At 65.1% G+C, this 24,939-nt stretch carries 21 protein-coding genes and 4 pseudogenes; 6 read left to right on the forward strand and 19 right to left on the reverse strand.

Going from position 1 to position 24,939, the window contains the following annotated elements; translation table 11 throughout:
• Positions 1-3 precede the first annotated feature (3 nt).
• From ACVWZ8_RS20285 to arsB, 6 genes and pseudogenes are all read right to left on the reverse strand, one after another.
• Positions 4-1,233: an MFS transporter gene (locus tag ACVWZ8_RS20285; protein WP_426977422.1), complete on the reverse strand. Its 1,230-nt coding sequence runs from the start codon at positions 1,231-1,233 to the stop codon at positions 4-6.
• Positions 1,234-1,479: 246 nt separating this feature from the next.
• Positions 1,480-1,796: pseudogene (locus ACVWZ8_RS20290) on the reverse strand (arsenate-mycothiol transferase ArsC); the annotation flags it as partial.
• A gap of 106 nt (positions 1,797-1,902) precedes the next feature.
• Positions 1,903-3,276: an FAD-dependent oxidoreductase gene (locus tag ACVWZ8_RS20295; RefSeq protein WP_456505641.1), complete on the reverse strand. Its 1,374-nt coding sequence runs from the start codon at positions 3,274-3,276 to the stop codon at positions 1,903-1,905.
• 167 nt (positions 3,277-3,443) lie between these two features.
• Entirely contained in the window at positions 3,444-4,421 is a 978-nt protein-coding gene (trxB, locus tag ACVWZ8_RS20300; protein ID WP_426977418.1) for a thioredoxin-disulfide reductase, read from the reverse strand.
• A gap of 23 nt (positions 4,422-4,444) precedes the next feature.
• Complete coding sequence (locus ACVWZ8_RS20305; protein ID WP_456505642.1) at positions 4,445-4,867, reverse strand: arsenate reductase ArsC; 423 nt, start codon at positions 4,865-4,867, stop codon at positions 4,445-4,447.
• A gap of 27 nt (positions 4,868-4,894) precedes the next feature.
• Positions 4,895-5,992 carry an ACR3 family arsenite efflux transporter gene (gene arsB / locus ACVWZ8_RS20310; protein ID WP_456505643.1) on the reverse strand — a complete coding sequence of 366 codons (1,098 nt, stop codon included), beginning with the start codon at positions 5,990-5,992 and terminating at the stop codon, positions 4,895-4,897.
• A gap of 95 nt (positions 5,993-6,087) precedes the next feature.
• Here arsB and ACVWZ8_RS20315 point away from each other — a divergent pair, with 95 nt between their 5' ends.
• Together ACVWZ8_RS20315 and ACVWZ8_RS20320 are read left to right on the forward strand one after the other, a co-directional pair.
• Complete coding sequence (locus ACVWZ8_RS20315) at positions 6,088-6,438, forward strand: ArsR/SmtB family transcription factor (RefSeq protein ID WP_426977412.1); 351 nt, start codon at positions 6,088-6,090, stop codon at positions 6,436-6,438.
• A 308-nt stretch (positions 6,439-6,746) separates the two neighbouring features.
• Positions 6,747-7,043: a hypothetical protein gene (locus tag ACVWZ8_RS20320; protein WP_426977410.1), complete on the forward strand. Its 297-nt coding sequence runs from the start codon at positions 6,747-6,749 to the stop codon at positions 7,041-7,043.
• A 387-nt stretch (positions 7,044-7,430) separates the two neighbouring features.
• Here the strand turns inward: ACVWZ8_RS20320 and ACVWZ8_RS20325 are convergent, their stop codons facing one another.
• From ACVWZ8_RS20325 to ACVWZ8_RS20350, 6 genes are all read right to left on the reverse strand, one after another.
• Positions 7,431-8,057 carry a hypothetical protein gene (locus ACVWZ8_RS20325; RefSeq protein ID WP_456505644.1) on the reverse strand — a complete coding sequence of 209 codons (627 nt, stop codon included), beginning with the start codon at positions 8,055-8,057 and terminating at the stop codon, positions 7,431-7,433.
• 44 nt (positions 8,058-8,101) lie between these two features.
• Positions 8,102-8,779, reverse strand: a complete 678-nt coding sequence (locus ACVWZ8_RS20330) for a hypothetical protein (protein WP_456505645.1) — start codon at positions 8,777-8,779, stop codon at positions 8,102-8,104.
• A gap of 142 nt (positions 8,780-8,921) precedes the next feature.
• Entirely contained in the window at positions 8,922-10,073 is a 1,152-nt protein-coding gene (locus ACVWZ8_RS20335) for an alanine racemase (RefSeq protein WP_456505646.1), read from the reverse strand.
• Positions 10,074-10,679: 606 nt separating this feature from the next.
• Positions 10,680-11,123: a cytotoxic translational repressor of toxin-antitoxin stability system gene (locus ACVWZ8_RS20340; RefSeq protein WP_456505647.1), complete on the reverse strand. Its 444-nt coding sequence runs from the start codon at positions 11,121-11,123 to the stop codon at positions 10,680-10,682.
• Entirely contained in the window at positions 11,120-11,560 is a 441-nt protein-coding gene (locus ACVWZ8_RS20345) for a hypothetical protein (RefSeq protein WP_456505648.1), read from the reverse strand. The genes ACVWZ8_RS20340 and ACVWZ8_RS20345 overlap by 4 nt, the downstream gene beginning before the upstream one ends.
• A gap of 121 nt (positions 11,561-11,681) precedes the next feature.
• Positions 11,682-12,464 (reverse strand): hypothetical protein, encoded by a 783-nt coding sequence (locus ACVWZ8_RS20350; RefSeq protein WP_456505649.1) that lies wholly within the window; start codon positions 12,462-12,464, stop codon positions 11,682-11,684.
• Positions 12,465-13,014: 550 nt separating this feature from the next.
• On the opposite strand from ACVWZ8_RS20350, the gene ACVWZ8_RS20355 reads away from it, so the two are divergent.
• Complete coding sequence (locus ACVWZ8_RS20355; RefSeq protein WP_456505650.1) at positions 13,015-14,274, forward strand: IS110 family RNA-guided transposase; 1,260 nt, start codon at positions 13,015-13,017, stop codon at positions 14,272-14,274.
• A gap of 641 nt (positions 14,275-14,915) precedes the next feature.
• On the opposite strand, the gene ACVWZ8_RS20360 is transcribed toward ACVWZ8_RS20355, so the two are convergent.
• The 7 genes and pseudogenes from ACVWZ8_RS20360 to ACVWZ8_RS20390 form a co-directional block, all read right to left on the reverse strand.
• Positions 14,916-16,379, reverse strand: a complete 1,464-nt coding sequence (locus ACVWZ8_RS20360; RefSeq protein WP_456505651.1) for a protein adenylyltransferase SelO — start codon at positions 16,377-16,379, stop codon at positions 14,916-14,918.
• Between the two features lie 584 nt (positions 16,380-16,963).
• Positions 16,964-17,091: pseudogene (locus ACVWZ8_RS20365) on the reverse strand (3-oxoadipyl-CoA thiolase); the annotation flags it as partial.
• A gap of 280 nt (positions 17,092-17,371) precedes the next feature.
• Positions 17,372-18,770 (reverse strand): annotated as a pseudogene (locus ACVWZ8_RS20370) (IS1380 family transposase).
• A 142-nt stretch (positions 18,771-18,912) separates the two neighbouring features.
• On the reverse strand, positions 18,913-19,752 hold the full coding sequence (locus ACVWZ8_RS20375; protein WP_456505652.1) for an IS5 family transposase: 840 nt from the start codon (positions 19,750-19,752) through the stop codon (positions 18,913-18,915).
• A gap of 105 nt (positions 19,753-19,857) precedes the next feature.
• Positions 19,858-20,085: pseudogene (locus ACVWZ8_RS20380) on the reverse strand (hypothetical protein); the annotation flags it as partial.
• A gap of 173 nt (positions 20,086-20,258) precedes the next feature.
• The gene (locus ACVWZ8_RS20385) at positions 20,259-20,525 is read right to left on the reverse strand and encodes a DUF1876 domain-containing protein (RefSeq protein ID WP_426977384.1); all 267 of its coding nucleotides are present in this window, start codon (positions 20,523-20,525) and stop codon (positions 20,259-20,261) included.
• A 227-nt stretch (positions 20,526-20,752) separates the two neighbouring features.
• Positions 20,753-21,076: a hypothetical protein gene (locus ACVWZ8_RS20390; protein ID WP_426977382.1), complete on the reverse strand. Its 324-nt coding sequence runs from the start codon at positions 21,074-21,076 to the stop codon at positions 20,753-20,755.
• A gap of 675 nt (positions 21,077-21,751) precedes the next feature.
• Here ACVWZ8_RS20390 and ACVWZ8_RS20395 point away from each other — a divergent pair.
• Genes ACVWZ8_RS20395 through manD form a run of 3 tightly spaced genes read left to right on the forward strand, consistent with a single transcriptional unit; the run spans position 21,752 to position 24,938 of the window.
• On the forward strand, positions 21,752-22,741 hold the full coding sequence (locus ACVWZ8_RS20395) for a LacI family DNA-binding transcriptional regulator (protein WP_456505653.1): 990 nt from the start codon (positions 21,752-21,754) through the stop codon (positions 22,739-22,741).
• 2 nt (positions 22,742-22,743) lie between these two features.
• On the forward strand, positions 22,744-23,724 hold the full coding sequence (locus tag ACVWZ8_RS20400) for a 2-hydroxyacid dehydrogenase (protein WP_426977379.1): 981 nt from the start codon (positions 22,744-22,746) through the stop codon (positions 23,722-23,724).
• Positions 23,721-24,938, forward strand: coding sequence for a D-mannonate dehydratase ManD (manD, locus tag ACVWZ8_RS20405; protein WP_426977377.1), 1,218 nt, complete (start codon positions 23,721-23,723; stop codon positions 24,936-24,938). Before ACVWZ8_RS20400 ends, manD begins: the two co-directional genes overlap by 4 nt.
• Position 24,939: the final 1 nt, after the last annotated feature.

A 24,939-nucleotide genomic window follows, 5' to 3' on the forward strand; every position in this document is an offset into this window, starting at 1 on the left:
GGCTTACCCTTTCATGCTCGCCGGCACGGAGCCGGAACTGGAGGCCGCGGGCCAGAACTTGAAGGCCGCTGCTGTACTGATTGTAGCCACCACGGCCAGCACGGCGGCGGCCGCGGGCTGGCCGGCAGACGCTCCGATCCAGCCAGCGACGGGATAGGTGACGATGAAACAGGCATGGGAGAGAGAGAACTGGGCGGTGAAAATGTAGGACCGGGTACTGTCGGTCGCGGCGCGGCGCAGCAGCCGCGCCGAGGGTGTGTCGATCATAGAGGTCCCGACGCCGAGCAGCACCCACAGTCCCAGCAGGACCGGCCAGGTCCCGGGAACGGCGAGCAGCGCGAACGCCCCGGCGAGCCCGAGCGAAAGCAGCACTGCCCCTGCCCTCATGAAGACCCGGTCCGGTAGCCGGTCCAGGATTCCGGGTGCCGTGAGGGCCACGGCCATGGATCCGGCGCCGTAGCAGGCCAGAGCGATCGCGACGTCGGCGTTGGACCCGCCGAACAGGTCTCGGGCGTAGACGACAGTATTCACCAGCACCAGTGCCGTGGCTGCGGCGACGGCCACGTTCAGGGCCATCAGCCCGCGCAGCTCAGGTGTTTTCACGAAGATCCGGGAGCCCAGGGTGGTCCGGTGCCACAGCGTCCCTTCCTGCCGGGCCGCAGGGGCTGCGGGCAGTCTGGTCGTGATCACCAGAGCGGCTGAGAACAGGAAACCGGCCACGGTCCCGAGGAACAGCTCATGGAAGGACAGCACCGTCAGGAGCGCCGCCGCCAGCGCCGGGCTGACCAGGGATTCCAGGTCGTAGGCCAGCCGCGAGAGTGAGAGTGCCCGCGTGTAGTGCCGTTCTGCAGGCAGCACCACGGGGATCAGTGCCTGGAACGCCGGAGTGAAAGTTGCCGAAGCACTCTGCAGCACGAAAACCAGGACATAGATTTGCCAGCTCTGGTCCACCATCGGCAGCATCAGTGCGATACCCGCGCGGATCAGGTCCGCTCCGACAAGTACAGCTTTCTTCGGCAGCCGCTCGACCACGGCCGCCATCAGCGGGGCAACGAACACGTAGGCGAGCATCTTGACCGTCAGCGCGGTCCCCAGAACGGCCCCAGCCTGACCGCCGGCCAGGTCAAAGGCCAGCAGTCCCAGTGCCACCGTCAACAGGCCGGTGCCCAGCAGTGCAACGATCTGGGCCGAAAAAAGCTTCCGGTATGCCGGAACGGCCAAGACTTCAATCAACGGGACTCCTCGGAACCATCAGAATGCATCAATAGGTGCTTACGTGTGCACGTCTTATGCTAATCCACTTCGTCCCTGATCCACAACGGTTCCGGGACGCTTGGAAGCCGATTCAGTCCGGCTGGTGGTGCGTCCGGATATGGGGGCGGTAGCACACGGTGCCGGTTTCGAGGGTGATCCCGCCGAACGTTGGACGGTCCATGATGGCGGCGCAGAGCCGGGGTCGGAGAGTCCCGAAGTGGGGGCTTAGTTCCTGGTCAGCTCCGTATACAGCTTCTGGACACGGGCCTTGAGGTCATCCCTGACCAGGCGCATGCGCTCCGTGCCTTCGATGCCGCGCGTGGAGGGCTCGTCCGTGTCCCAGACTTCGAACCACGTGCCCTCGCGGGACTCGAGTTTTGCATCGTTCCCCAGGACGATGACGACGTCGACTGCGTCCAGCACTTCGTCGGTGACGGCTTGGGGTGCTCGCCGGTGATGTCGATGCCGAGTTCGGCCAGGGACTCTACAAACTGGGGGTTCAGCGATTTACCGGGTCCGGTCCCTGCCGAGTGAACCGTGACGGTGTGAAGCGGCCAGGGTCCTGACCCTGTCGAGGACTTTCGCTCCGGTCATTTTCGCCGGATTCAGTCATCAGTGCTCAAGGCGTGTGGTTAGTGGAACACAGGCTTAGTACTCGCGGGAGCGGCCATGGGACAGCCCAGTGGGGAGGCCGACCAGCACGGGCTCCGGAGTGCCACAGCACGAAGACTCGGACGCGACGACGGCTGCCGCAGGAACGTCGCAGCTAGTACCGGCGTCGCTGGAGCAGACTCCGGTCTCAGGGAGTTCAAGCTGGACGGTGTCAGCGGCGGCACGGTCCCCGGCCAGGGCGGCCACGACGGAGCGGACTTGTTCGTAGCCGGTAGCGAGCAGGAAGGTCGGTGCCCGGCCGTAGGACTTCATGCCCACAATGTAGAAGTCCTTGTCCGGGTGGGCCAGCAGCTTCGCGCCGTGCGGGGGGACGGTGCCGCAGGAGTGGAATTCGGGGTCGATCAGCGGGCCCAGTTCCCGGGGTGCTTCGACGGCGGGATCGAGGTTGAGGCGGAGTTCGCGCAGGATCTTCAGGTCCGGCCGGAAGCCGGTGCAGGGGACAACGATGTCGGCCTCCAGGGTCCGGCCGTCCACGGCTTCGATGGTCACCTGCGAGTCGAGGGATTTCAGCGAGCTGATGCCGAAGCCGGTGTGCAGTTCGATGGTGCCTGCCTCGACGAGGCGGCGCAGGCGGGAGCCGAGCTGGCCGCGGGCGGGCAGCCCGTCGGCGTCGCCGCCGCCGTAGACCTTCTCCGCGGAGGCGCCACGGACGGCCCACAGGATCCGGGTGTCCGGGGCGTCCTTGGCGAGGTCCGCGAGGCTGATCAGGGTGTTGGCTGCGGAGTGGCCGGCGCCAACGACCAGTACGCGGCGTCCTGCGAGTGACGTGCGGTCCCGGCCTGTGACGTCGGGAAGAGGCGAGGATATCCGCTCCGCGGCGGCGCCTTCGCCGATGGCGGGCAGGCCCGAGGTGCCCAGCGGGTTGCGGGTGGACCAGGTGCCGGAGGCATCAATGACACTTGCAACCGTGTGGTCGCGGGTTTCGCCGCCCTCGTGCTCGACCCGGACGACGAACGGTGTGGTCTCGCGGTTGCGGGTGTGGGTCTTGTCCATGCCGGCGCGAGTCACGGAGACAACCCTGGCGCCGGTCTGCAGCCGGGAACTGATGGCCGGAATTGCGGCCAGCGGGGCCAGGTAATTGTCGATGAGTTCCCCGCCGTAGGGAAGGGCCGTGGGCCGGGGCGCTTTCCATCCGTCGGCTTCGAGCAGGCGGACGGCGGCGGCATCGATGTTGTACCGCCACGGTGAGAACAGCCGGATGTGGCGCCACTGCTCGATGGCAGCGCCCGCCGTCGGGCCTGCCTCAAAGATCAGCGGTTCCAGGCCGCGTTCGATCAGGTGGGCCGCGGCGGCCAGGCCCACCGGGCCGGCGCCGATCACGGCAACGGGAAGGTTCTTCGCTGAATCCAAGGTGTCCTCTGTTTCATCCGTACGTGTGGCGGTTCTGTTTGGACGCGCCTGCCGGTCCCTGTGGGGCCGGCAGGCGGGAGGGTGTCAGCAGCAGTCCTGATCGTCGTCGCAGCAACCGTCGCCGCAGCATCCTGTATTCATTCAGCTCACCCCCTCTCCGTTCGAAGTCAGGCGTGGGTGGGTTCCTCCACCAGCGCGGTGGCAATGCTGTCCGCATCATCTAACGCGGCGAGGTAGCGTTCAGCGTCGAGCGCGGCGGCGCAGCCGGTGCCGGCGGCGGTGATGGCCTGGCGGTACCGGTGGTCCACGGCGTCGCCGCAGGCGAACACGCCGGAGAGGTTGGTGACCGTGGCGGGCGAGTCCACCTGGATGTAGCCCTCGGCGTCCAGCTCCACCTGGCCGGCCACGAGTTCGGTGCGCGGCACATGCCCGATGGCTACGAAGAGGCCGGTGGCGGCCTGCTCGCGGGTCTGGCCGGTGACGGTGTCCTTCAGGGTCACGCCGGTCACCTTGGCGTCGCCGTGGATCGCGGTGATGGCCGAGTTCCACGCGAAGCGGATCTTCGGGTTGTCCTTGGCGCGCTGAGCCATGATCCGGGAAGCCCGAAGTTCGCCCTTGCGGACCACCACGGTCACGGTTTTCCCGAAGCGGGTCAGGAAGGTGGCTTCCTCCATGGCGGAGTCGCCGCCGCCGACGACGATGATGTCCTGGTCGCGGAAGAAGAAGCCGTCGCAGGTGGCGCACCAGGAGACGCCGTGGCCGCTGAACTTCTTCTCCTCCGGCAGGCCCAGTTCCTTGTAGGCGGAGCCGGTGGCCAGAATGACGGCCGGCGCCTCATGGGTCTCGCCGGCGCCGGTGACCACACGCTTCAGGTGCCCGGTCAGCGTGACTTCAGTGGCGTCGTCGAACACCACCTGCGCGCCGAACTTTTCTGCCTGCTGCTGCAGGCCGTCCATGAGCTCGGGCCCCTGGATCCCGGAGGGGAAGCCGGGGAAGTTTTCCACCTCGGTGGTGTTCATCAGGGCGCCGCCGGCCGTGACGGAGCCGGCCAGGACCAGAGGCTTCAGCCCCGCCCGGGCGGCGTAGATAGCCGCGGTGTAGCCGGCGGGGCCGGACCCGATGATGATCAGTTGTTCAGTGCTCATGGAACTCTCCTGGTCCGTGGTGGTTACTTGTCGGAGGGGGCGAGGGAATTGATCAGGCCCTCGATGCGGGTCCTGATCTCGTCGCGGATCGGTCGGACCGCGTCCACGCCCTGGCCTGCGGGATCCTCGAGCACCCAGTCCTCGTAGCGCTTGCCGGGGAAGTACGGGCACTCATCGCCGCAGCCCATCGTGATGACAACGTCGGATTCCTTCACGGCTTCCGTGGTCAGGACCTTGGGGATCTCCGCGGACATGTCGATGCCGAGTTCGGCCATGGCCTCGACGGCGGCGGGGTTGATCTTGTCCGCGGGCTGGGAGCCAGCGGAGCGGACCTCGATGCGGCCTTCGCCGAGGGTGGTGAGGAACGCGGCGGCCATCTGGGAGCGTCCCGCGTTGTGCACGCAGGCGAACAGGACGGACGGCTTCTTCGTCGTTTCGGTGGTCATGATGTTCTCCTGGGGGTGTAGTGGTGATCAGAGGGCAGCGGGGACGGCGGTGAAGTAGCGTTTGCGGGCCCACAGTGCCGCGTAGACAAGGGCAACCAGGGCGGGGACTTCGATCAGGGGTCCGACGACGCCGGCCAGCGCCTGACCGGAGGTGACCCCGAAGGTTCCGATCGCCACGGCGATGGCCAGTTCGAAGTTGTTGCCCGCCGCGGTGAAGGCAAGCGTGGTGGTTTTGGCGTAGCCAAGGTCCAGCCATTTTCCGATCAGCATACCGGCGCTGAACACCACCAGGAAGTACACCAGCAGGGGCAGGGTGATCCGGGCGACGTCCAGCGGCCGGGCCGTGATGCTGCCGCCCTGGAGTGCGAACAGCAGCGTGATGGTGAAAAGCAGGCCGTACAGCGCCCACGGCCCGAGCTTCGGAAGGAGCGCGCCTTCGTACCAGTCGCGGCCCTTGGCCTTTTCGCCGATGGTCCGGGTGAGGAAGCCTGCCAACAGCGGGATGCCCAAGAAGATGAGCACGGAGAGCGTGATAGCCCAGAAGGAGAAGTCCGCGCTGGTGGTCGGCAGGCCCAGCATCGAAGGCAGGAGCTGGAGGTAGAACCAGCCGAGGGCGCCGAACGCAATGACCTGGAAGACGGAGTTGATGGCCACGAGCACCGCCGCTGCTTCGCGGTCGCCGCAGGCGAGGTCGTTCCAGATCAGCACCATCGCAATACAACGGGCCAGGCCCACGATGATCAGCCCCGTGCGGTACTCCGGGAGGTCAGGGATGAAGATCCAGGCCAGTGCGAACATGAAAGCCGGGGCCAGGACCCAGTTCAGGACCAGCGAGGTGATCATGAGTTTGCGGTCCGCGATGGCCCGGTGCGCCTGGTCATAGCGGACTTTGGCCAGCACCGGGTACATCATCACCAGCAAGCCGATAGCGATGGGCAGGGAGACTTCGCCGATCTTCACCGCTTCCAGCGCGGTGTTCAGACCGGGGATCAGGCTGCCCAAGGCCAGTCCCAGCAGCATGGCCGCCACGATCCAGACCGGGAGGAACCGGTCCAGGGCGGAGAGTTTGCCGATCACGGCAGCCTCTCCGGTGGCGGGCGGCGTTGATTGAGTCTGGGTACTCACGGTGCTCCTGTGCTTCAGTCAAGATTGATGAATGTCGATATGTGAAGTATCATCACCTATATCGATGAATGTCAATCTGTGTGCATAATGGGTTCATGAATTCTCTGCAAGCTCTCGAGCCGCTGGCCGACCCTTCGTGCTGCGCGCCCTCGGACACACGGGCAATGAGCGCAGAAGAAGCCCAGCGGAGAGCTCTGGTTTTCAAGGCACTGGCCGACCCGAACCGCCTGCGCCTGCTTTCCATCGTCAAGGCCGGCGAGTCCGGGGAGGCATGCGTATGCGACCTCACCGAGCCCTTGGATCTGGGCCAGCCGACGGTGTCCCACCATCTCAAGATTTTGGTCGAGGCGGGGTTGCTTCACCGTGAAAAGCGCGGCACCTGGGCCTACTACTCCCTGGTGCCGGGCGCGCTGGAACGGGCGTCCGGACTCCTGGCCACACTGTGAAGACCCGATCCGAGGACTTCTCCGTCCGCTGCATGCAGGGAAGCGACTGGCCTGCCGGCAGGCGACACGCGATGGGGCGCTCGCAGCTGCACGCAAGATGGAACGGGGCCGCTCTGGTCCCAACCGTCCATCATTCACCGTTCGTGTGGGGCATCTCCGGCAGCTGCATTCGGGACAGCGGGGCCTGGCCCTCTCACAGCTGGCATTCCGGCATCTGTTGACGAACCCAGTGGTTGAGCGTAGACCATGCCGTATCAAATCAATTGCGGGCCGCTGCCCTGCGGCCTGCCTCCTGTAAGGAGAGGGACATGGCCGTCGCAGTCATCATGGAATTTGCCGGAGCCACTTTGGAGCAATACGACCAGGTAATCGGCAAAATGGGCCTCACCCCGGGAGGGCCGGCGCCCGCCGGCGCCCTCGGACACTGGGTGGCGGCTACCGACGACGGGATCCTCGTCACGGACCTCTGGCAGACGAGGGAGCTCTACGACACCTTCGCGAAAGAGCAGATCGGACCCTTCACCGCCGAGGCAGGGTTCCCCGGCCCACCCAAGATAAGGTACCTGGACACCCACAATTACTTCACCCCGGGCGCCAACCCCTGACCACTCCCACACTCCGGGCCTACGCGGCTTCCCTCGCGGCTGCCTTCCGAGCTTTGGCGGCCGCCAGCGAACCACTGCGGATGCTCGCCGAACCACCCGCTTTCACCTGCTGTGACAACTGTGCGCGGGCCCCTGACCGTCACAGAGCTGACGGAGGCGCCAGGCGTGCCCCGCACCGTGGTCAGCCAGCTCCCTCCACATGGACGGGTGGCAGGCGCAGCCACACCGAAGAGGCACGGCCCGACTACGCCGAAACCTTGAGCTTCGATCTGCTGGTACCCCGGCAGGCTTACGCTCTTCTAGCTCTCAACAGCTGAGGCGCAAAAGTGTCGCGGCCCGTGCCCTTCCAGCTGGAAGGGCACGCGCCGCCTTTGCCGTTCCCGTGCCTCATCCGGTGGCCAGGTCCCGGCCGTTGGGGGCCTGCAGCACCAGGCCGTCCAGGCTTGGCCCCGCCACGCCGGCAATCCGCACCGCAGTGGCGCCGGCGCCGTTGGCGATGATCTTGCCGCCCACGGCCAGCGATCCGACTGGCCCCTCCAGATCCACAGTGGCCAGCCCGTCGCCGTCGGTGGAGATGTCCGCCCCGATGTCCACGGAGCCGATGCGCCCGGTGGGCTTCACGCTCAGGGCGATGGCCGCCAGCGGCATCAGGACGCCCTTGACCAGGCTTTCGCCGCTGCCCCCGGAGGTGGACAGGGAGCCCTTGACGGTCAGCTTGGGCAGTTCGCGGCTGACCTGCACCCCCACGGACCCGTCCCCGTGGGTGGTGATCGAGTCGAAGACGGCCTCGTTCAAGGAGCCGTCATAGACGTTGAATCCGCGGGCACCCAGGCCGGTGGTTTCGATGGGTGCCTCCACCGTGAGCACGCCGATGTCGCCAAAGTTGACGAAGCCTATGCCGCTGGGGCCGTGCGAGGTGACCTTCGCCTTGGCCGTCCAGTTCTCCACCGCACCCCAGTTGTCCAGCACCATGTCGTTCTGGCCGAACGTGGTGGTGGTGCCCAGGTTCACCACCTCCGCGGCATTGGCGCCGCTGATGATGAAGACGCCGCCGCTGATCAGGTCCGGGGTGCCCGGGGCGATGCCGCCGTCGGAGAAGACGTTCCCGGTGGAGAGCAGCTCGAGGGTGACGCGCCGCCGTCGGAGAAGACGTTCCCGGTGGAGAGCAGCTCGAGCGTGACGGCGCCGCCGTCGGCCTTGCCGGCTTTATCCCCGTGCCCGCCGACAAACACGCCGCCGCCGCGCACCGGGGCCCCGGCGCTGCCCGCGGAGATGTTCTCCAGCCGTGCGGTGAGCACGACGGCGGTGTCCGGCTGCCGGTTCCAGAGGGTGAAGGCGCCCTGCAGCGCCTCGACGCCGAACCCGGTGGGCCGGTCCGCCCGCCCCCGGGTGTCCGCCTCGGCCACGTGCACGCCGTCGGCCTCGATGCGGCCGGCGCGGATGCTGCCCTCCGCGCTGAGGTAGACCTGGCCGTAGCTGGTGACGTTGGCCAGCCGCAGCGTGCCCAGGTCCGCCACGGTGTGGTCGTTGTAGATGGCGAGTTCGTGCGCCGAGGTTCGCACCGTGACGTTCTCCAGGGTGTTGTTGCTGGTCAGCCGCAGGCCCTTGGCCCCGAAGACCAGCTCGCCGCCGCGCAGAGCCACCCCGGGCGGCAGGGTCACCGAGGCCATTCCCTTCAGCGTGCCGGAGATTTCTATTTCCGTGGCGCCCGACGCCAGCGCCTCATTGAGCTGCACAACATCAGTTACGTGTGTCCAGGACACAACACCACCACCGTTCTGCGGGTCCGATGCGCCATGGCAGCATCCGCCGTTGGCGCTGTTCTACGCATGATACTCCCGCAGCTTGGCGGAGGACCGCATGGAGGGCCCGCTGGCTCTAGTTCTCGATTATGGTTTGCTGTATCGATTCCCGGTGGAAGTCGGTGTGCCACACGTCCGTCTTACCAGTGTTGTCAGTGACGATGTATTCGGGCCACCGATCGAACGCGGAGCAGGGATGAGAGATGCCAAACTCCACGATATCGGTCACGTTGATTCCCGTGGCCCCGGTCAGGACGGCATGGTGGTCAAAGAGTTTTGCGACGCAGCCGGTCGCGTCTGGTTTGATGGCGCCGTCCGCGGTCCGAACTGTCAGCAGGGGTGGTAGGCCGGCGTCGTAGGGCAGGTCGCGTTTGCCTGCACCAACGATGACCATGCCGTCCTCCGGGGCGGACAGCACCACCGCCCGGACCGCGAGTGCGGGGATGAGCCCGGGGACGGGGCTGACGCCCGCGTAGGTGCCGTGGTCGTGCGTCGCATAGCAGCCCGAGCGCAGCAACCGGACAGTGCCGGGCACGTCGGAGTCTGTGGGAAGGAACTCGATAACGCGGTCGGGGAACGCGGAACCGCCCATGGAGTAGACCGGCGTCGGCGTGTCGAACAAGTCCGCGACGGAGAGGTATACGTCTCGCACCTTCCGGCAGTGATCATCGACGGCGGCCACGATCTCTTTGTCACGGCTGTTGGCAACCACACCTTCGTAGCCTGCTACACCGATGAGGCGCAGTCCGTCAGTTGAGCCGACCAGTTCGGCAAGAGACCGGGCCGCGCGGAGGCTTCTTACCCCGGTCCGGCCTCCCTGGGCGCCTACGTCCAGGAGAACTTCCAGGGCAACGGCAGAAGTGCCGAAGACGCTGGCGGCAGCGGTGACTCCTTCCTTGGAATCCACGAAAATACGGATCTGCCGAGCCGGATCCTCCGTGAGCCACGCTTGAATACGGTTGAGCCCGTGGCGGTCAACCACCTGATTGGCGATGAGGATGTTGCGATAACCCCAGTCGAGAAGCGTGCCGGCCTGGTCAACGGTGGCAACGGTGACCCCTTCCGCGCCCGCGTCCGCTTGGCGTCTAACAATCGGGGCAGACATGGTCGTTTTGACGTGCGGGGCGAGCAGCACATTCCTGCTCTCACACCAGTCGGCCATGACTGCGATGTTGTGATCGAGTGCATCTCGGTCGAGCCGCAGGTGCGGATACGAGACGTCCTTCACCTCCGCCGGCCTTTGGCAATCTGGCATGGCCGGGCAATCCCTGTTCTTTCCATCCAGCAACACTACAGCTGTCGACGGTCTGGAATCTCGAGCGGACCGGCCAGTGAACGACGGCGCGCTTTGTCCTGCCGCGACGAGCAGTGTTGGCAGCAATCCGGTTAGTCCCCGGGCCAATCCAACGTCCGGTCCCAGCTACCATTGTGGTCGGCAGAACCTCATATTTCCGAATCTTTGCGCAAATCTTGGTGCCGTTCAGCGACTTGCGCCTTGCCCACGTAGCCCAACGTGCATGCGGAAGCTCCGGCGTGCGTTTTTTATGTGCCACCGCACGGAAAGCGGCGGCCTTCAGCAGCGTTGGGGCTTTCACGGCACGCCCAACAGGGTCGGCTCCGCAAACGTTCCCGCCACGCCCACCATCAGCAGCCCGAACACGATCCCAAAATCAAAATTCAAAAACCTTAACTGAACGGTGGTGAGGCTAAGCGTGACCGCTGGGTGATGGCGAAATTCCCGTATGCAGCTCTGCCCCATCGCAGAATTGCAATGGCACCCAGTGGATGGGTAGCGGACGCAGAGCAGGCCCGACCGCCCGACCAGGCCGAGGCGTCAGCCGCCCGTTCCGCTCCCTTGGGACATCCAGTAGTCATTGATGGCCTGCACGGCCTGCTCCTTCGTCATCCGCGCAACCTCTCTCTCGTCAAGCCCGACGGTGTGGGTGAGCTGCCAGACCAGTGCCAGGGGAAGGGCCGTGGCGGGCACACGTGCCGTTCCGCGGGCCGGCAGTACACCGTCATCTACGCAGGACCGGAACTCATCGTCGCCGACCACGAGCTGGTCTTGGAGAATGTGGTTCCAAATCGAGGGCGAATACGTGGTCCGGTTCACCGGCCGTGAAATCCGGGTCCGGAGGATCCTCCCGTCGGGCAGAACCAGCCGGTAGGTTGCGTGGTGCTGCACCGGCTTCCCCCGGGCATTGACCACCAACTCCCAGTGCTCGGTCAGACAGAACTTCTCGTGGTCGTCCCGTCCACCCAGGCGGCGGACGCTCACGCGACGGAGCCGGTGAGCCAGGCGGTCAACTGCTCATCGGTGGACAGGTCGATGAGCTGGACCAGCGCCCAGTTCTCGCGGTGGTTGGGCGCGGCATGCAAGTGGTCTTCCCAATCCGCGGCGTAGTCGCGCAACGCATCCACAAAGTCCGCCAGGGCCTCCCCTAGCTCCGTGGCCTCGGCGGCAAATGGCCGCCCCGGCATGAAGACCGCCCAGGCGCCGTCCTCGTGCACGACCTGAACATTCGCCACGACCGTCAATTCCAGATACCGGCGCAGGCTCTCACCGTTGACGACGGCGGCCGGGGCGCGGTCGGGGCGGCGGATCGTGGACAGCCCTCCCCGCTCGCTGGAATCAAGGATTGCCTTCAACGAATCCCGCGCCTGCGTAAACCCGTAGGTGCGGCCGCCGAGGGTCTCGTGCGTGGGGGTGCTCATGTCTCCTATCATCCCACGTACACCACGTACGTCAAGTACTTAGGTGCCGCTTTGACCCACGGGAACGAACGAAATCCCGTGCACAGATTGCTTGTCGTTCACGGCAGTTCCTCAAGAGGTATTAGCGTTGGCCAAAATTCGGGGCCGTCGCCCTGGTGATTGGGATGGCGCCACTCGCCACCAAGGAGTTCTCCGGTCGGATCCTTGCGGATTCTTCCTCGGCTTCGATGGAAGCCTGGGATTCGGTGGTGAACAGCCATGAGCACACCGCCCATGGCACAGAGACCGGCACGGCGAGTATGGCAAGGCCGACATTGGCGCCGGCATTGAAGCCAGCGGTCAACACTTGCGCGAGCAGCGATCCGAGTGAGGCGAGAAAAGCGAACCGCAAGCCGAACAGCCAAACCACGGCGACAGAGCCCAGCGCCCAGCCCAGAACGCTCGCCACCGTCGTACCTGTTTCGGAGACGATCCTGCCCAAGAAGACTTGGACGTTCCCGGTCTGCGCCGCGAACAGAAGGATGAGCCAGCACGATGCTGCCGCCCGGCTCCACACCAACCGCGCCGAATCATAGAAAGTGTCGACGACATCAAGGCGGTTTCGGATCACCGGCAGCACCCAAAGGATTCCAACGGCGAAGAAGAACGCATACGCAGCTGCGTGCGAAAGTCCCTGATCATGGAACTCGAGGAATGGTGGCGCCGACGTGATCAGCCATTCGGACCCACTCCGCCACCCGGTTGCGGCAAACAGCACCGACACAATCGCTGCCGGAGTCTTGTCCGCAGCGATGGCCGCAATGGTCAGCACGGCCAGCACCGATGCAGTCACCTGATAGGGGGCGTCGGCTTTCGAGCGCCACCCCTTCCCCAGTTCCATCCAGGACCTGATGAAATCGATCACGATCCTTGCCAACTCCTTCATGCACCGGCCGCTAATTTGTCACTTCCCATGGTCGCAAGCGGCACCGACAATGTTGATTCTCCCTGCCGGCGACTGCGGTTCATCTGTGCGACATGGATCGGCCGTAGCAGAGCGTCGACGACGCACCCGAGGCCATGGTCCTTGGACGTCAGCCTCGACACTAATCGGCGGGCTGGCAGTAGCTTTCTTCGGCCCCGGGCTTCTCAGAACATGTGACTGAAGTTCCGGCAGGCCCGCTCTCCCAATCCAACCAAGTCATGTAGCTCCGACCCGGCCCGATACGAAGCCCAAAGCGTGGACAGTAATGATGGAATTGGTTGTGTCGCGGCGTGGCTCCAAGTGTGGCTGACGCCCTGTGAGGGGTTTGTCTTGACATTGATCTGTCCGCCGCGGCACGACCGCAGTAACGGCGGCCAGGTGGACATGACCTTATAGGAGCCTGTTCCGAAGAGTCCCATTACTGTCTTGTCTGCCCACCCGGCCGGCGTGCCCTTTTCTCATCGCATGCAAAGGTCAGGGCAGTTTCATCATGGCAAAGGAACATGTGAAAGTCATCGCCGGGATCGATACCCACGCCGATACCCACCACGTCGCCCTCATCACCGATACCGGCCGGCACGTGGCCGACCGGGAATTCCCTGCCGCGGGCTCCGGCTACCAGGGCATCATCGAGTTCATCGCAGAGTTCGGTCCGGTCCTCGCCGCGGGCGTGGAAGGGACCGGCAGCTACGGTGCCGAGCTCTCCCGCGTGCTCGTCCGTGAGGGCATTCACGTCGTGGAGGTGATGCGCCCGAACCGGCAGGCCCGTCGGCTGCAGGGAAAATCCGATCCGATCGATGCCTATCAGGCCGCCGAATCGGTGCTGGCCGGCCGCGCCGGCGCCACCCCGAAATCCCGGGACGGGGCGGTGGAATCGTTGCGGGTGCTGCGCGCGGAGCGCGCCACGGCAATGCGGGCCCGGGTCGCCGTGATGGCCCAGGTCAGGGCGATCCTGGTAACAGCACCGGAGACCATCCGCGCCAGATACCGGGCCATGACCAGTCCCGCTTTGATGGCCGCACTGGAGAAGACACGGCCCGCCGGAGCGCCGTCCGAGCCGCTGACCAGCACCGCGACCGTGCTGAAACGGCTCGCCGTCCGCTACCGGCACCTGCACCAGGAGCTGGCACTGATCGATGCCGAACTCGACGCCATCCTCGCCCTCCACGCACCCATGCTGCGCGATCTGCAGGGCGTGGGCACCGACGTCGCCAGCCAGCTCCTCGTGACCGTGGGAGACAACCCCGAGCGCGTCACCACCGAAGCGAAGTTCGCCGCACTGGTCCGCGTCGCCCCGATCCCCGCATCATCGGGAAAGACCTCCCGGCACCGGCTCAGCCGGGCAGGCGACCGGCAGGCCAACAAAGCCATCCACCGCGTGGTCCTCGTGCGAATGAGGTACGACAGCAGGACCAAGGACTATGTGGCCAGGCGACACCAGGAGGGCAAGAGCACCAAGGAAATCATGCGCTGCCTCAAGCGCTACGTCGCCCGGGAAATCTACGACCAGCTTCTCCACCCGCGCCCCGGCCCCGACGCCGGAACCCTCCGGACGGTACGCACAGCCAAGCAACTGACCCTTCAACAAGCCGCAGACGCCCTCCACGTCTGGCCCACCGCACTGTCCCGCCTCGAACGCGGACTCACCCACGACAACGACTTCCACAAACGCTACGAAACGTGGCTCAACTCTCAATCCCCTGAAAGCGTAGAAACTCCGCATTGCGGGTCGGCCCGAATCTTGGCGTAGCGCCGCGCGCCAGGGGGCGGCCTTGGCGCGCCCCGTGCGCTGACTACAAGACCGGGGCCGCGGAGGCTCCGGGGTCAAAGGCGGCCGCAGGCCGTCGCGCAGCGATCGCAGACCCTTGAGGCTGGAGAAGCCGGCCCCGGTAGCCTGTGCTGCACGTGGCTCAGTGACCATTGACAACAATAGGAGCATCAGTGTACACACCCCCTTTTCGACCCCTTCGTCTCCAGTCGGCCTCCGCGACCACCAAACCACTGAGCGGCTTGGAGGGGTGCCAGAAGGCAAACCGTCTTGGACTTGCCTAGATGACAGGGCGACGAAACGTTCCGCTATCGGCGTTGAAAATACGGGAGTTCCGTTTGATGCGACAACTCCCGCATGTGGCTGAATTGACCGTTTGCGACGGCGGCCGGTCTCGCTGAGTTGTCCCGGACGTGCATTCATGGGTTATTCGTACGGTGCCGCGAGCGGGTCGTAGCCGGGGGCCGCGAGCAGTTTGTGGAGTTGGCGCCGCCGGACACCCATGTTGCCGCCGTCGAAAATGGGCAGCCCGAGCGCGTCCTGGAGGAGCCGGGCGAGGGGAAAGTCGTGGTTGTAGCGCGTCTATGTGCTCGAGCACTCCCGCCGCAACCTGCCTCAGCGGCTCAGGTTCCGCAGAAGGTCCGGTAAGGGCCGAAGCTTTCCGGGGCGGCAGCGGCGTAATGCTCGAGACCGGGCCGCTCGTCGAAGGGTGAGGCTACCGCGTCCATCAACCGTTCCAGCGGACCCGTGTTCCCGGCGGTAGCGGCAGTCAGGGCCTCCTCCACCAGGTGGTTCCGCGGGATGTAGACGGGGTTGACCCCGTCCATGGCGTCAGCATCCGGCGCCAAGGCGCGCCAGCGCCTTACCCAGGCATCGAACCCTGCCGGGTCCAGAACCTGGCCCCGCGCAGGTTCAGCCTGGCCGCGGGCGGCTTTGCCGAGGTGCCGGAAAAACGATGTGCAGTCCGCCCGTGACTCCTGAATCAGAGCCACAAGCTCGTCCACAAGAGGCGAGGTCACTTCATCGTCGAGCCCTTCACGGAACCCCAGTTTGGCCCTCATGCCTGCCGACCAGGCTTCACTGTACTGCCGGCGGAACTCGCTGAGTGCTTCCACCGCGAGGTCCACCGCCTGCTCCTGGTCATCGTGGAGCAGAGGCAGGAGAGACTCCGCGAGCCGGGCAAGGTTCCACTCCGCCACCACCGGCTGATTGCGGTAGGCGTAGCGTCCGGTCTCGTCGATCGAACTGTAGACGGCGGCGGGGTCGAAGCCTTCCATGAAGGCACACGGCCCGTAGTCGAGGGTTTCGCCCGAGATCGTCATGTTGTCGGTGTTCATGACCCCGTGAACGAACCCTACGAGCATCCACTGGGCCACCAGTGAAGCCTGGGCTGATATGACCGCTTGGAATAGTGCGAGATAACGGTTCTCGGCCTCCGCGGCGGCCCGGTGGTGACGGGTTAGTGCGTATTCGGCGAGGCGGCGAAGGAGGCCGATGTCGCCCTTGGACCGGGCGTACTGGAAGCTGCCCACACGCAGGTGGCTGCTGGCAACCCGGGTAAGAACGGCGCCAGGCAGGAGCGTCTCGCGCTGCACGGAACGCCCCGTCGCGACGACGGCGAGGGATCGTGTGGTGGGGATGTTCAGCGCGTGCATCGACTCGCTCACGATGTATTCGCGCAGCATAGGACCGACCACTGCCTGGCCGTCGCCGTTTCGCGCAAACGGCGTGCGTCCTGATCCCTTGAGGTGGATGTCGCGGAGCTGCCCGTCCGCGTGCCCGATCTCGCCGAGCAGGAGTGCGCGCCCGTCGCCGAGACGGGGTGCGTACCAGCCAAACTGGTGGCCGGCGTAGGCCTGCGCCACCGGACTGGCCTCCGCAGGGATGGCATTGCCGATCAGCAGAAGCAGACCCTCAGGGCTCCGGAGAAAGGCCGGATCGAGACCTAGCTCGGTGGCGAGGTGCTCGTTGAGCACCAGAAGGTGCGGGTCGGGAGCCTCCTCCGCGCGCCAAGGAATGGCCATCTCCTTGAACTCCCGGGCGAAGCGGCCATCAAATGTGACGGTTGAATGCGCGATGTCACTCATCTATCAAGGATACGGGCGACACTGTCAGCAATGTCGCTTGGCCAGACCCTCTCGCCCCCGGGTTCCTGACAGGAGAGAATCGCCAACGACAAAGTTTTTGTCCACTGCGCTTGATCCGCCGCGCACGCAGCCTGCCGACGCCAGGTGGTCGCGGACTTCGATTCCATGGTGAGGGAGGCCCGGCACGAAGGTTGGTCGGCCATCCGTCCAACAAGGCGACTGACTGGAGCGGGTCGAGGTGCGGAAAGTCTTCAGCAAGCTAACCCCTGGGGGAGCTCTTCGACCGCGCATACGCATATTTAGCCCCCACTGCTAGGTCTGACTCGGGTGGCGTTTTGACGTTCCCGAAGACTCGCGCAAAGGGTCATTGGTCTCACACTGACCGGGCCAGCGACATCATCCCCCATCTGGCATATGGCATCGTCACCTGGTCGCTGTCCCGTATAACTGTCATCGCAGCGCTGTCGTCCCCGGGACGCTCTTGGAGTTCCAAGAGCTGAGGAAGGCCAGGGCCGCAGCCAATCCCGCACTTAGCACAACGGCTCCCAACCCCATCGAAACGGGCCATTCAATCTCTGACGCCAGGGCGAAGCCGGCCAGCTGGTTCCACGCAGCAGCGGTTCGGCAAACGCCTCGTTGAGTCGACGGCGCCTACCTGGTCCCAGCCCATGCCGGCCTTCGCGAGGGCCTTGTTCGCGGCCTCCACGGGGGCCCTTCAGACATCTCATGGCTGAAACGCGGAAACTCGCATGACCGGACGCCCGGGGTTTGTCGTCTGCTGATTCACCCGGCCGGGGTTTGGCTCCACTGCTCGTTGGCCGTCAGCGTGCCCTGACGCCTTAGCCTGAATCCACCGGTCGGCTGTCGCTGATGGCCGGATTCTGATTCAGTCTTGTTTTCGGGCCGGGGGCAGGGTGGATGGCAGGACCTCGCTGTCCGGTGGTGTTCCACTGTTTCTTTCGGTTGCGCCGTATCGGCTGGATTGACAGGGTTCAGGCCGGTTTGGGCGGCGGGAAGATCGTGTCGAAGAGCTTTTCCCAACCGTCCTGCCACGGCCAGTTTTCGGGCAGATGCAGTCTGATACGCCGGGCCGAAGATGCGGTCCGGGCGGCGACGTTGATGATTTTGGTCCGGATCGTCACGGTGGTGGCTTTGGCGAAATGCCCTCCGGCGAGGGTGCCCGCGGCGCGGGTGAGGTTGAACGCCATGGCCGCGGCGGCGAGCCAGGCGGCGTTGGCGTTGAACTTTCCTGAGGGTAGGTGGGCCAGCGGACCGGCGCGCAGATCGGAATGGACCTGCTCGATCACCGCGTGGGCGCGGTGGGTCTTATCCGCCTTGACGGTGTCCAGGACGTCTGCGGCGACGGTGGTGAAGAACGCGTGAAACCGGTGGGTGTCGAACAGGGTTTCCTGACCCGTGACGGCCTTGGGGTTCAGTTCCGGAACCCTGCGGACCACCAGCCTGCCGGCAACGCGGTCTTCCTTTTTCTTGGAAATGAACGCGGTGAACCCGATTTCGGCGACCTCGGCATCGGAGATCCAGGTGTTGGATTCCTCGTCGAAGATCGCATTGGTGTATTTGATCTTCTCCCACGCGGAGTCCGGGATCTTCGCGATGGCTTTCTTCACGTGCGGGTCCATCCGGGCCGTGATCGAGACTTTCGCGCCGGCCCGTGCCGCGGCGGTGACAACCGCGTGGTTGTAGAACGCGCTGTCCGCGCGCAGCAGCACCATGCCGTCCGCGTCCGCCGAACGCAGCCGATTCACGGTGGCGAGGGTGTCGGCCACGAATTTGCCGGCCCCGCGCGCCGAACTGGTGGCGCCTTTGCGCAGCCGCGCCCCGGTGATGACCGGTGCGGCCTCGTTGGTGGTGACGGTCCCGATCAGCGCGTTCAGGCCCTTGACGCCGTTGTACCCGTAACCGGCGCCCTGCTTCTGATAGCCGTAGGTCGCCTTGACCGTGTCGTCGATATCGACCAGTGCCAGAGCGTCGATCCCGGCCGTGACCGGGGCGGCCCTGGCCAATGCGGGCAGCCAGCGGGAGGCGACCCGCGTCGAGCTGGCGGACATGGCCGAAAGTGAACGTCCGCAGAAACGAGCCCAGCGTCGAAGGCGCGTAGGCGCCCTTGAACAGTTTCCCCATCCCACCGTGGCGCAGCAGTCCCATATCATCGATGGAATCGGCGCCGGCAACCATCCCGGCGACCAGGGCCGTGACCTTCAACCCCGCGTTGGCACCGAAATAGTCCGGCAGTTTCAGATGCTCATCGACCAGTTCCCCGAGCCCGGTTTTCCCGGCCAGACCCATGACCGGGACCAGCCCCGCGGCCGACACGAGATTCGGATCATCAAAAGCGCTGGAAATAGCCGACGGGGTATGGAAAAGTTGCATCTACGGAATGCTCCTCTGCAAGGCGAAAACGGAACTCTAGACAAGTCCTATTTTCCCTGATCAGAAGGGCATTTCCGGTTTAAAACGCCGGACCGGCCCAAACCCAACCGGTGGATTCAGGCTTAGAGATTGCGCCAATAGGTCAGGGGCGGCGGTTGGGGCGGCTGTCCCAACGGTGCGTGGTCCAGGCTTCTCGTAGGAGTCGCCGCGGGATGATGACGGCGTTGGCCAGGGCGATGAACGCCCGGATGACTGTTCCGCGTTTCTCGGTACAGATGGCCAGCTTCCGGAAGCCGCGGTTGTGCCAGGAGTTGGTTCTCTCCACGACCCACCGTTTTCCGACCTGGATCGGGGATGGGATTCCCTTGGTAGCGACCTCTGCGTCGCAGCCAAGTTCCGTGAGCAGGTCGCGGGTTTTCGCCGAGTCGTAGCCGGCGTCCAGGTGCACGGTGATGTCTTCGGGAAGGTGAAAACCGAACCGGGACAGTCCCTCCAGGGTGGGGCGCAGCAGGGGCGAGTCATGGCGGTTCGCTGGTGCAACTTCCGTATGGAGCGGGATGCCTTTCCCATCAACGAGCAGGGAGCGTTTGGTGCCCTGTTTGCCGCGGTCCACCGGGGACCTTCCGGCGGCTTCGCCGCCACAGGGTGCCTTGACGATGCACCCGTCCACGGCGAGGTCATCGAAATCAATGCCGACCACCCGGTCATAGGAGTCCAGACATATCTGTTCGAGCTGTTCAAAGATGCCGGCTTGCATCCATTCATCCCTGCGCCGGCGGATCGTGGTCGCCGAGCAGCTGGTGTCGGCGACTTTCTCGTAGGCGGCACCGAGGACGAGGACCTGGACAAGTTTGTCGAAGACGATCCGGTCCGGCACCCGGGGCCGGTGGCACCCCAGTGGGTGGGCGTCGGCCACGGGCGGGATCAGCGCCTCGAATTGGCTCCAGAGGGGTTCAATGATGCAAGATTTAACGGCAGGCACAAGTTTCCTGTTCAACGATGCGTTCTCGACAAACACATGTTTAACAGGGCTTGTGCCTGCTTTAAAAGCACCGCCACGCCGCGATTACCTCAGGTCGGTGGCCGCCTATCGGCGCAATCTCTTACTCCTACTTGCCGATCGGGGATGCGTGGGCGGCTTGGAAGGTTCGGCGGTAGGCGACCGGTGAGACGCCGAGTTCAGTCGCGAAGTGCTGGCGCAGTGAGGCGGCGGTGGCGAAGCCGACGTCACCCCGATCTGGTCGACGGTTAGTTCGCTGGATTCGAGCAGGTGGTGGGCACGGTCAATGCGCTGCTTGATGAGCCACTGCCGAGGCGGAAGGCCTGTTTCGTCGCGGAAACGTCGAGCGAAGGTGCGAGGGCTCGTGTGGGCATGCTGGCGCCCACCGGGAACACTAACGCTCCGGCCATCATGATCGCCGAGTGCGCCGCCGAGTTCATCACGGGGATTCCAGCCGGCCAGCAGGACTAACGCTCAGCATGGCAGGGCTAAGCGCGGAGATGCGGAGGTTCTTTAGTGACTTTCTCGATATCGGCCGCGGTGACTTCGATCAGCTGATGCGCCAAGTCCGCCAAGGCGCGTGCGGTCGCCAGCTCGTCCCCGATCTCGGGGACATCGGAATCTACCGGATTCAGCCTGGCCAACCCGACACCTTCCAGTTCGGCCCGGTTCTCGGCCCTCAAACGCGCCGTGGCCCGCGTTTGGTTTTCATGTTCGTCGATAACGATGTTCACCGACCAGCTCTTCTCTTGCATGGTGCTCGCCTCCTCGATCCGATTTCCACCATGCCAAGCTCGAGGCAAGCCGTCAAGGACCGCAAACTTCCCGCAGACCGTGCGCGGGCAGGTCCCAAGATCCAGATACAGCGACTGCCCGCCGGCCGGAACGGTGAAACGTGTACAGATCCTGGGAGGCGGTGGTCTCCAGGTTCCCCGCACCGGTGCCCGGCATACCGTTACTGATCCTGGACACGGTCACAGGGCTACGTGTTGAGGTCCCAGTGGACACGGATTGCCTCTGCAATCGGTCCAGCAGTGATATCGACTCGGAAAGCAACGGGCGCGGTCCCTGTCTCTTCGATGACCATGTCATGGTAAACACGGCCGCATGAGGGACACAGGGTGTAGAGATCCTCGTCCTCAGGCCACGTAGCCAGCCCCGCGGGCACTGGCGTGTTTCCGCCGATGTGAACGGGGGTGCCTTGTGAGTTGGCCTGAATCAATCCCTCCTTGCTGACGGTATTGCCGCATACGCAGGTGATGGTGGTGACGTCATGATCGATGACATCAGCGAATTCGGTGTCCATGATGAGCTCCCCGGCGTTGGAAGAAAGCGTTCTCTCGTAGATTATGCCTGCGGACCAGCTTATGGGGTCGTGCGCACCAACTAACGTCAGCCGTGCCGCAGGCTTCTGTCAACCAGCACAATGGTCTGCTGAAAATGACAGGCCCTTGGCATGGCCATCCTGTCACCCTCGTGACTTCGCTGACCCTAATTCAATACTCATGTCCGCAGACCTCATTCGGCCAATGCTTTTCGAGAGCCATTTCCGAGATCGGACCGGAGGCGCGGCGCCAGGGTTTTCGTTGAAGGCGCTGACCGCTTCCTGCCCGCTCGGTTGACGCCCGAACGGTGGGCATCATCGGCCCCCGGTGGGAGTGCGAAGCGTGAATCATGGAGCTCCTGGCGGCATGGGTCAGTCGGTGAGGTGACACAACGGCACCCGGGCACACGAGATCGATCGACTCCGCCAACGTGCGTTTAGAGGCTGCCGCCCACAGGGCCGTGCTCAGGACCGGGCCCGGTCGGCCCTGCATTCTGTGACGAACTCCTGCGGCGTGTTCTCTTCGACGATGCGGCCCTCGGTGTCGTCTGGGCAATCCGGCCATCTGTGACGCAACTCATGGAAAGTCCTTGACAAACTTGTACAAGTTTTTCCATACTGGGGTGGAAGAGTTTCAACCAAGCAACTGGAGGACTGATGTCGGCAAAACTCACGGACGTCGCGAAGCTGGCGGGCGTGTCCCTGGCAACGGCCTCGCGGGCGTTCAGCGATCCCGGCCGGCTGGCATCCGATACCCGCCAGAGAGTCATGGCGGCGGCTGAACAGCTGGGCTACGACGTCCCGGGACTCACGGGCAGCCGGACGTTCGGCGTCATTGTTCCGGATATCTCCAACGCCGTTTTCGCGGCCCTCATCAAGGCTATCCAGGATCAGGCGTGGCACGGCCGCCACCGCATGGTGCTGGCCGACACCGCCGAGTCCTCCTCCCGGGAGCGCGAGCATCTTGCGTCACTGACTACCGGTGTGGACGGCATCATCCTCTGCTCACCGCGTCTTCCCCCCGATCAGATCCACCAGCTTGCGGGCAATGCACCGCTGGTCGTGATCAACGGGGAAGCGGACCACGCAGCCCGCGTGCTGATGGAAGCGGGCGAAGGACTGCGCCAGGCCGTCGAGCACCTCTACGCCTTGGGCCACCGCAAGCTTGCCTACATCCCAGGCCCCGCTTCGTCGTGGGCGAATGGTCAGCGCATCGCTGCCATCAGCACCTTCTGCCAGGAGTGGGGCATCGAACTCGTCACCGTGGGAAACCAGAACGCAACGGTCGACGGCGGCCTTGCTGCGGCGGCATCCGTCGTCGCAAGCGGCGCCACCGCGGTGATTACCTACAACGACCTCGTGGCAATTGGAATGCTCGCCGGCGCCCGGACGCTCGGCTACCACTGCCCCGAGGACATCAGCGTCGTGGGTATCGATGACCTGGACATCGCAGCCGCGGCAGAGCCCGGCCTCACGTCGGTGAGGGTGCCGATCCAACGAAGCGGCGCACTCGCACTCGAACTCCTCCTCGAACAGGTGGCGGGAAAGCCCACGGCCACCGAGGCCGTCCACCTCAGTTCACAGCTCATAGTGCGCGGCTCTACCTTTGCCGCCCGTACCGCAGATCAAGCCCTCCAGGGAAAGTAACCATGAGAATCGTTATCGCAGACCCCAACCTGATGCCTCAGCGGGCCACACTTGAGGCGGCCCTTCCCGCCGGCGCCGCCACGTCCTGGCACGACAGCTGGAATGAACATGCCGTCCTGACCGACCTCAAGGACGCCGACGTCTACGTGGGCCCCCGTTTCACCGGCGCCATGGGAGCCGCGGCCCGCAACCTCCGCCTCGTGCACGTTGCCGGCGCAGGCTACGACGGCATCGACGCCGACGCACTGCCGGCCGGAGCGTCGTGCGCCAATACGTTCCATCATGAAGGCTCCATCGCCGAACACATCGCCACGGTCCTCGTGGCCCTCCGCCGAAACCTGCTCGGCCAGGACGCCGCCCTCCGCTCCGGGGTCTGGGCCTCCTCGGTCTACTCCCCGGAGATCCGCCAGCCGGAAACGCTCCGCGGAGCCGTGGTGACTTTCCTCGGATTTGGCCACATCGGCAGCGCCGCCTGGAACCTGCTGCAGGCCTTCGGCTCCGAAGGCATCGCCATCACCCGCAGCGGCACCGTGGACGCCCGGGCGAACTCGCTGCGCTGGGCCGGGACCACAGACCGGCTCGGCGATGCACTCAGCGAATCGGACATCCTGGTCATCAGCATCCCCCTCACCGCCGAAACCACGGCACTGGTCGGCGCCTCCGAACTAGATGACCTGGGCCCGGACGGACAGCTCGTCAACGTCGCCCGGGGTCCCGTGGTCGACGAAGCTGCGCTCTACGAAGCCTTGAAGGACCGGCGGATCGCCGGCGCCGCCGTCGATGTCTGGTACCAATATCCGGCATCCGACGGGCGGGGCGAACCCTCCGCGCTCCCGTTCGGCCGCCTGGACAACATCATCATGACCCCGCACTCCTCCGGTGTCACGGCAGAGACCTTCCGCGGCCGTGCCCTGGAGATCGCCGACAACATCACGCGCCTGTCCACGAACGAACCGCTGAAGAATGTAGTGATTTCCAGATGACCCGCAAAATCGTCGACGTCGACGTCCTCGTAACCAGCCCCAGCCGCAACTTCGTCACGCTCAAGATCACCACGGACGACGGCATCGTCGGCTGGGGAGACGCGACGCTGAACGGCCGCGAACTCTCCGTCGCCAGCTACCTTCGCGATCATCTCGCCCCCGCCCTGCTTGGCCGCGATGCGGACCGCATCGAAGACACCTGGCAGTACTTCTACCGCGGCGCCTACTGGCGGCGCGGGCCGGTGACCATGGCAGCTATCGGCGCCATCGACCTGGCGCTGTGGGACATCAAGGGCAAGGCCCTGGGCGTCCCCGTTTACCAGCTCCTCGGCGGCGCCGCCCGCGACAAGATCCTCACCTACACGCACGCCACCGGCTGGGACCTCCCCGAACTCCTGGACTCCGTGGAACAGCGCCGCGAACAGGGATTCCGAGCAGTCCGCGCCCAGTCGGGCGTTCCCGGCCTGGACAAGGTCTACGGCGTCACCAAGGGTGCCGCCAGCTACGAACCGGCCGGGCGCGGCGCCGGACCGGTCGAAGAGGACTGGGACACCTCTGCCTACCTGCGTCACGCCCCGAAAATCCTCTCCGCTGTGCGCGAGCACGTGGGCCCGGAGCTGAAACTGCTCCACGACGTCCATCACCGGCTCAACCCCACCGAAGCGGCCCGCCTTGCCAGGTCCTTGGAGGACGTGGACCTGCTCTGGCTCGAAGACGTGACCCCGGCCGAAAACCAGCGGCTGCTCCGCACGCTGCGGCAGCAGACCACCATCCCGCTGGCCATCGGCGAGGTCTTCAACACCGTCTGGGACTGTGAGCAGCTCATCACCGAACGGCTCATCGACTTCATCCGCACCGCCGTGGTCCACGCCGGAGGCATCTCCCACGTCCGCAAGATCCTGGCCCTGGCCGAGGTCTACCAGATCAAGGGCGCCCCGCACGGGCCCTCGGATGTCTCCCCGATCAACCTCTCCGCCTCGCTGCACCTCGGCCTGGCCACGAGCAACTTCGCCATCCAGGAATACATGGGCTACGACCCGCTGGTCTCCGAGGTCTTCCGGTCCAGCTTCCGCTTCGAGGACGGCTACCTGCACCCCGGCGACGAACCCGGCCTCGGCGTGCAGGTGGACGAACAGGCCGCCGCCCGGTTCCCGTACAAACAGGCGTACCTGCCCATCGCCCGGGAGCTCGACGGCTCCATGAAGGACTGGTAAC

This window comes from Arthrobacter sp. UYCu723 (genome assembly GCF_054059215.1).

What these genes read in the sequence shown, in the direction of transcription:
- ACVWZ8_RS20320 (WP_426977410.1), top strand. Translation starts at nt 6,747, where the DNA reads ATGGCCGTCGCAGTCATCATGGAATTTGCCGGAGCCACTTTGGAGCAA.
- ACVWZ8_RS20345 (WP_456505648.1), bottom strand. Translation starts at nt 11,560, where the DNA reads ATGAGCACCCCCACGCACGAGACCCTCGGCGGCCGCACCTACGGGTTT.
- trxB (WP_426977418.1), bottom strand. Translation starts at nt 4,421, where the DNA reads ATGAGCACTGAACAACTGATCATCATCGGGTCCGGCCCCGCCGGCTAC.
- ACVWZ8_RS20305 (WP_456505642.1), bottom strand. Translation starts at nt 4,867, where the DNA reads ATGACCACCGAAACGACGAAGAAGCCGTCCGTCCTGTTCGCCTGCGTG.
- ACVWZ8_RS20390 (WP_426977382.1), bottom strand. Translation starts at nt 21,076, where the DNA reads ATGGACACCGAATTCGCTGATGTCATCGATCATGACGTCACCACCATC.
- ACVWZ8_RS20315 (WP_426977412.1), top strand. Translation starts at nt 6,088, where the DNA reads ATGAATTCTCTGCAAGCTCTCGAGCCGCTGGCCGACCCTTCGTGCTGC.
- ACVWZ8_RS20355 (WP_456505650.1), top strand. Translation starts at nt 13,015, where the DNA reads ATGGCAAAGGAACATGTGAAAGTCATCGCCGGGATCGATACCCACGCC.
- ACVWZ8_RS20385 (WP_426977384.1), bottom strand. Translation starts at nt 20,525, where the DNA reads ATGCAAGAGAAGAGCTGGTCGGTGAACATCGTTATCGACGAACATGAA.
- ACVWZ8_RS20360 (WP_456505651.1), bottom strand. Translation starts at nt 16,379, where the DNA reads ATGAGTGACATCGCGCATTCAACCGTCACATTTGATGGCCGCTTCGCC.
- ACVWZ8_RS20400 (WP_426977379.1), top strand. Translation starts at nt 22,744, where the DNA reads ATGAGAATCGTTATCGCAGACCCCAACCTGATGCCTCAGCGGGCCACA.
- ACVWZ8_RS20395 (WP_456505653.1), top strand. Translation starts at nt 21,752, where the DNA reads ATGTCGGCAAAACTCACGGACGTCGCGAAGCTGGCGGGCGTGTCCCTG.
- manD (WP_426977377.1), top strand. Translation starts at nt 23,721, where the DNA reads ATGACCCGCAAAATCGTCGACGTCGACGTCCTCGTAACCAGCCCCAGC.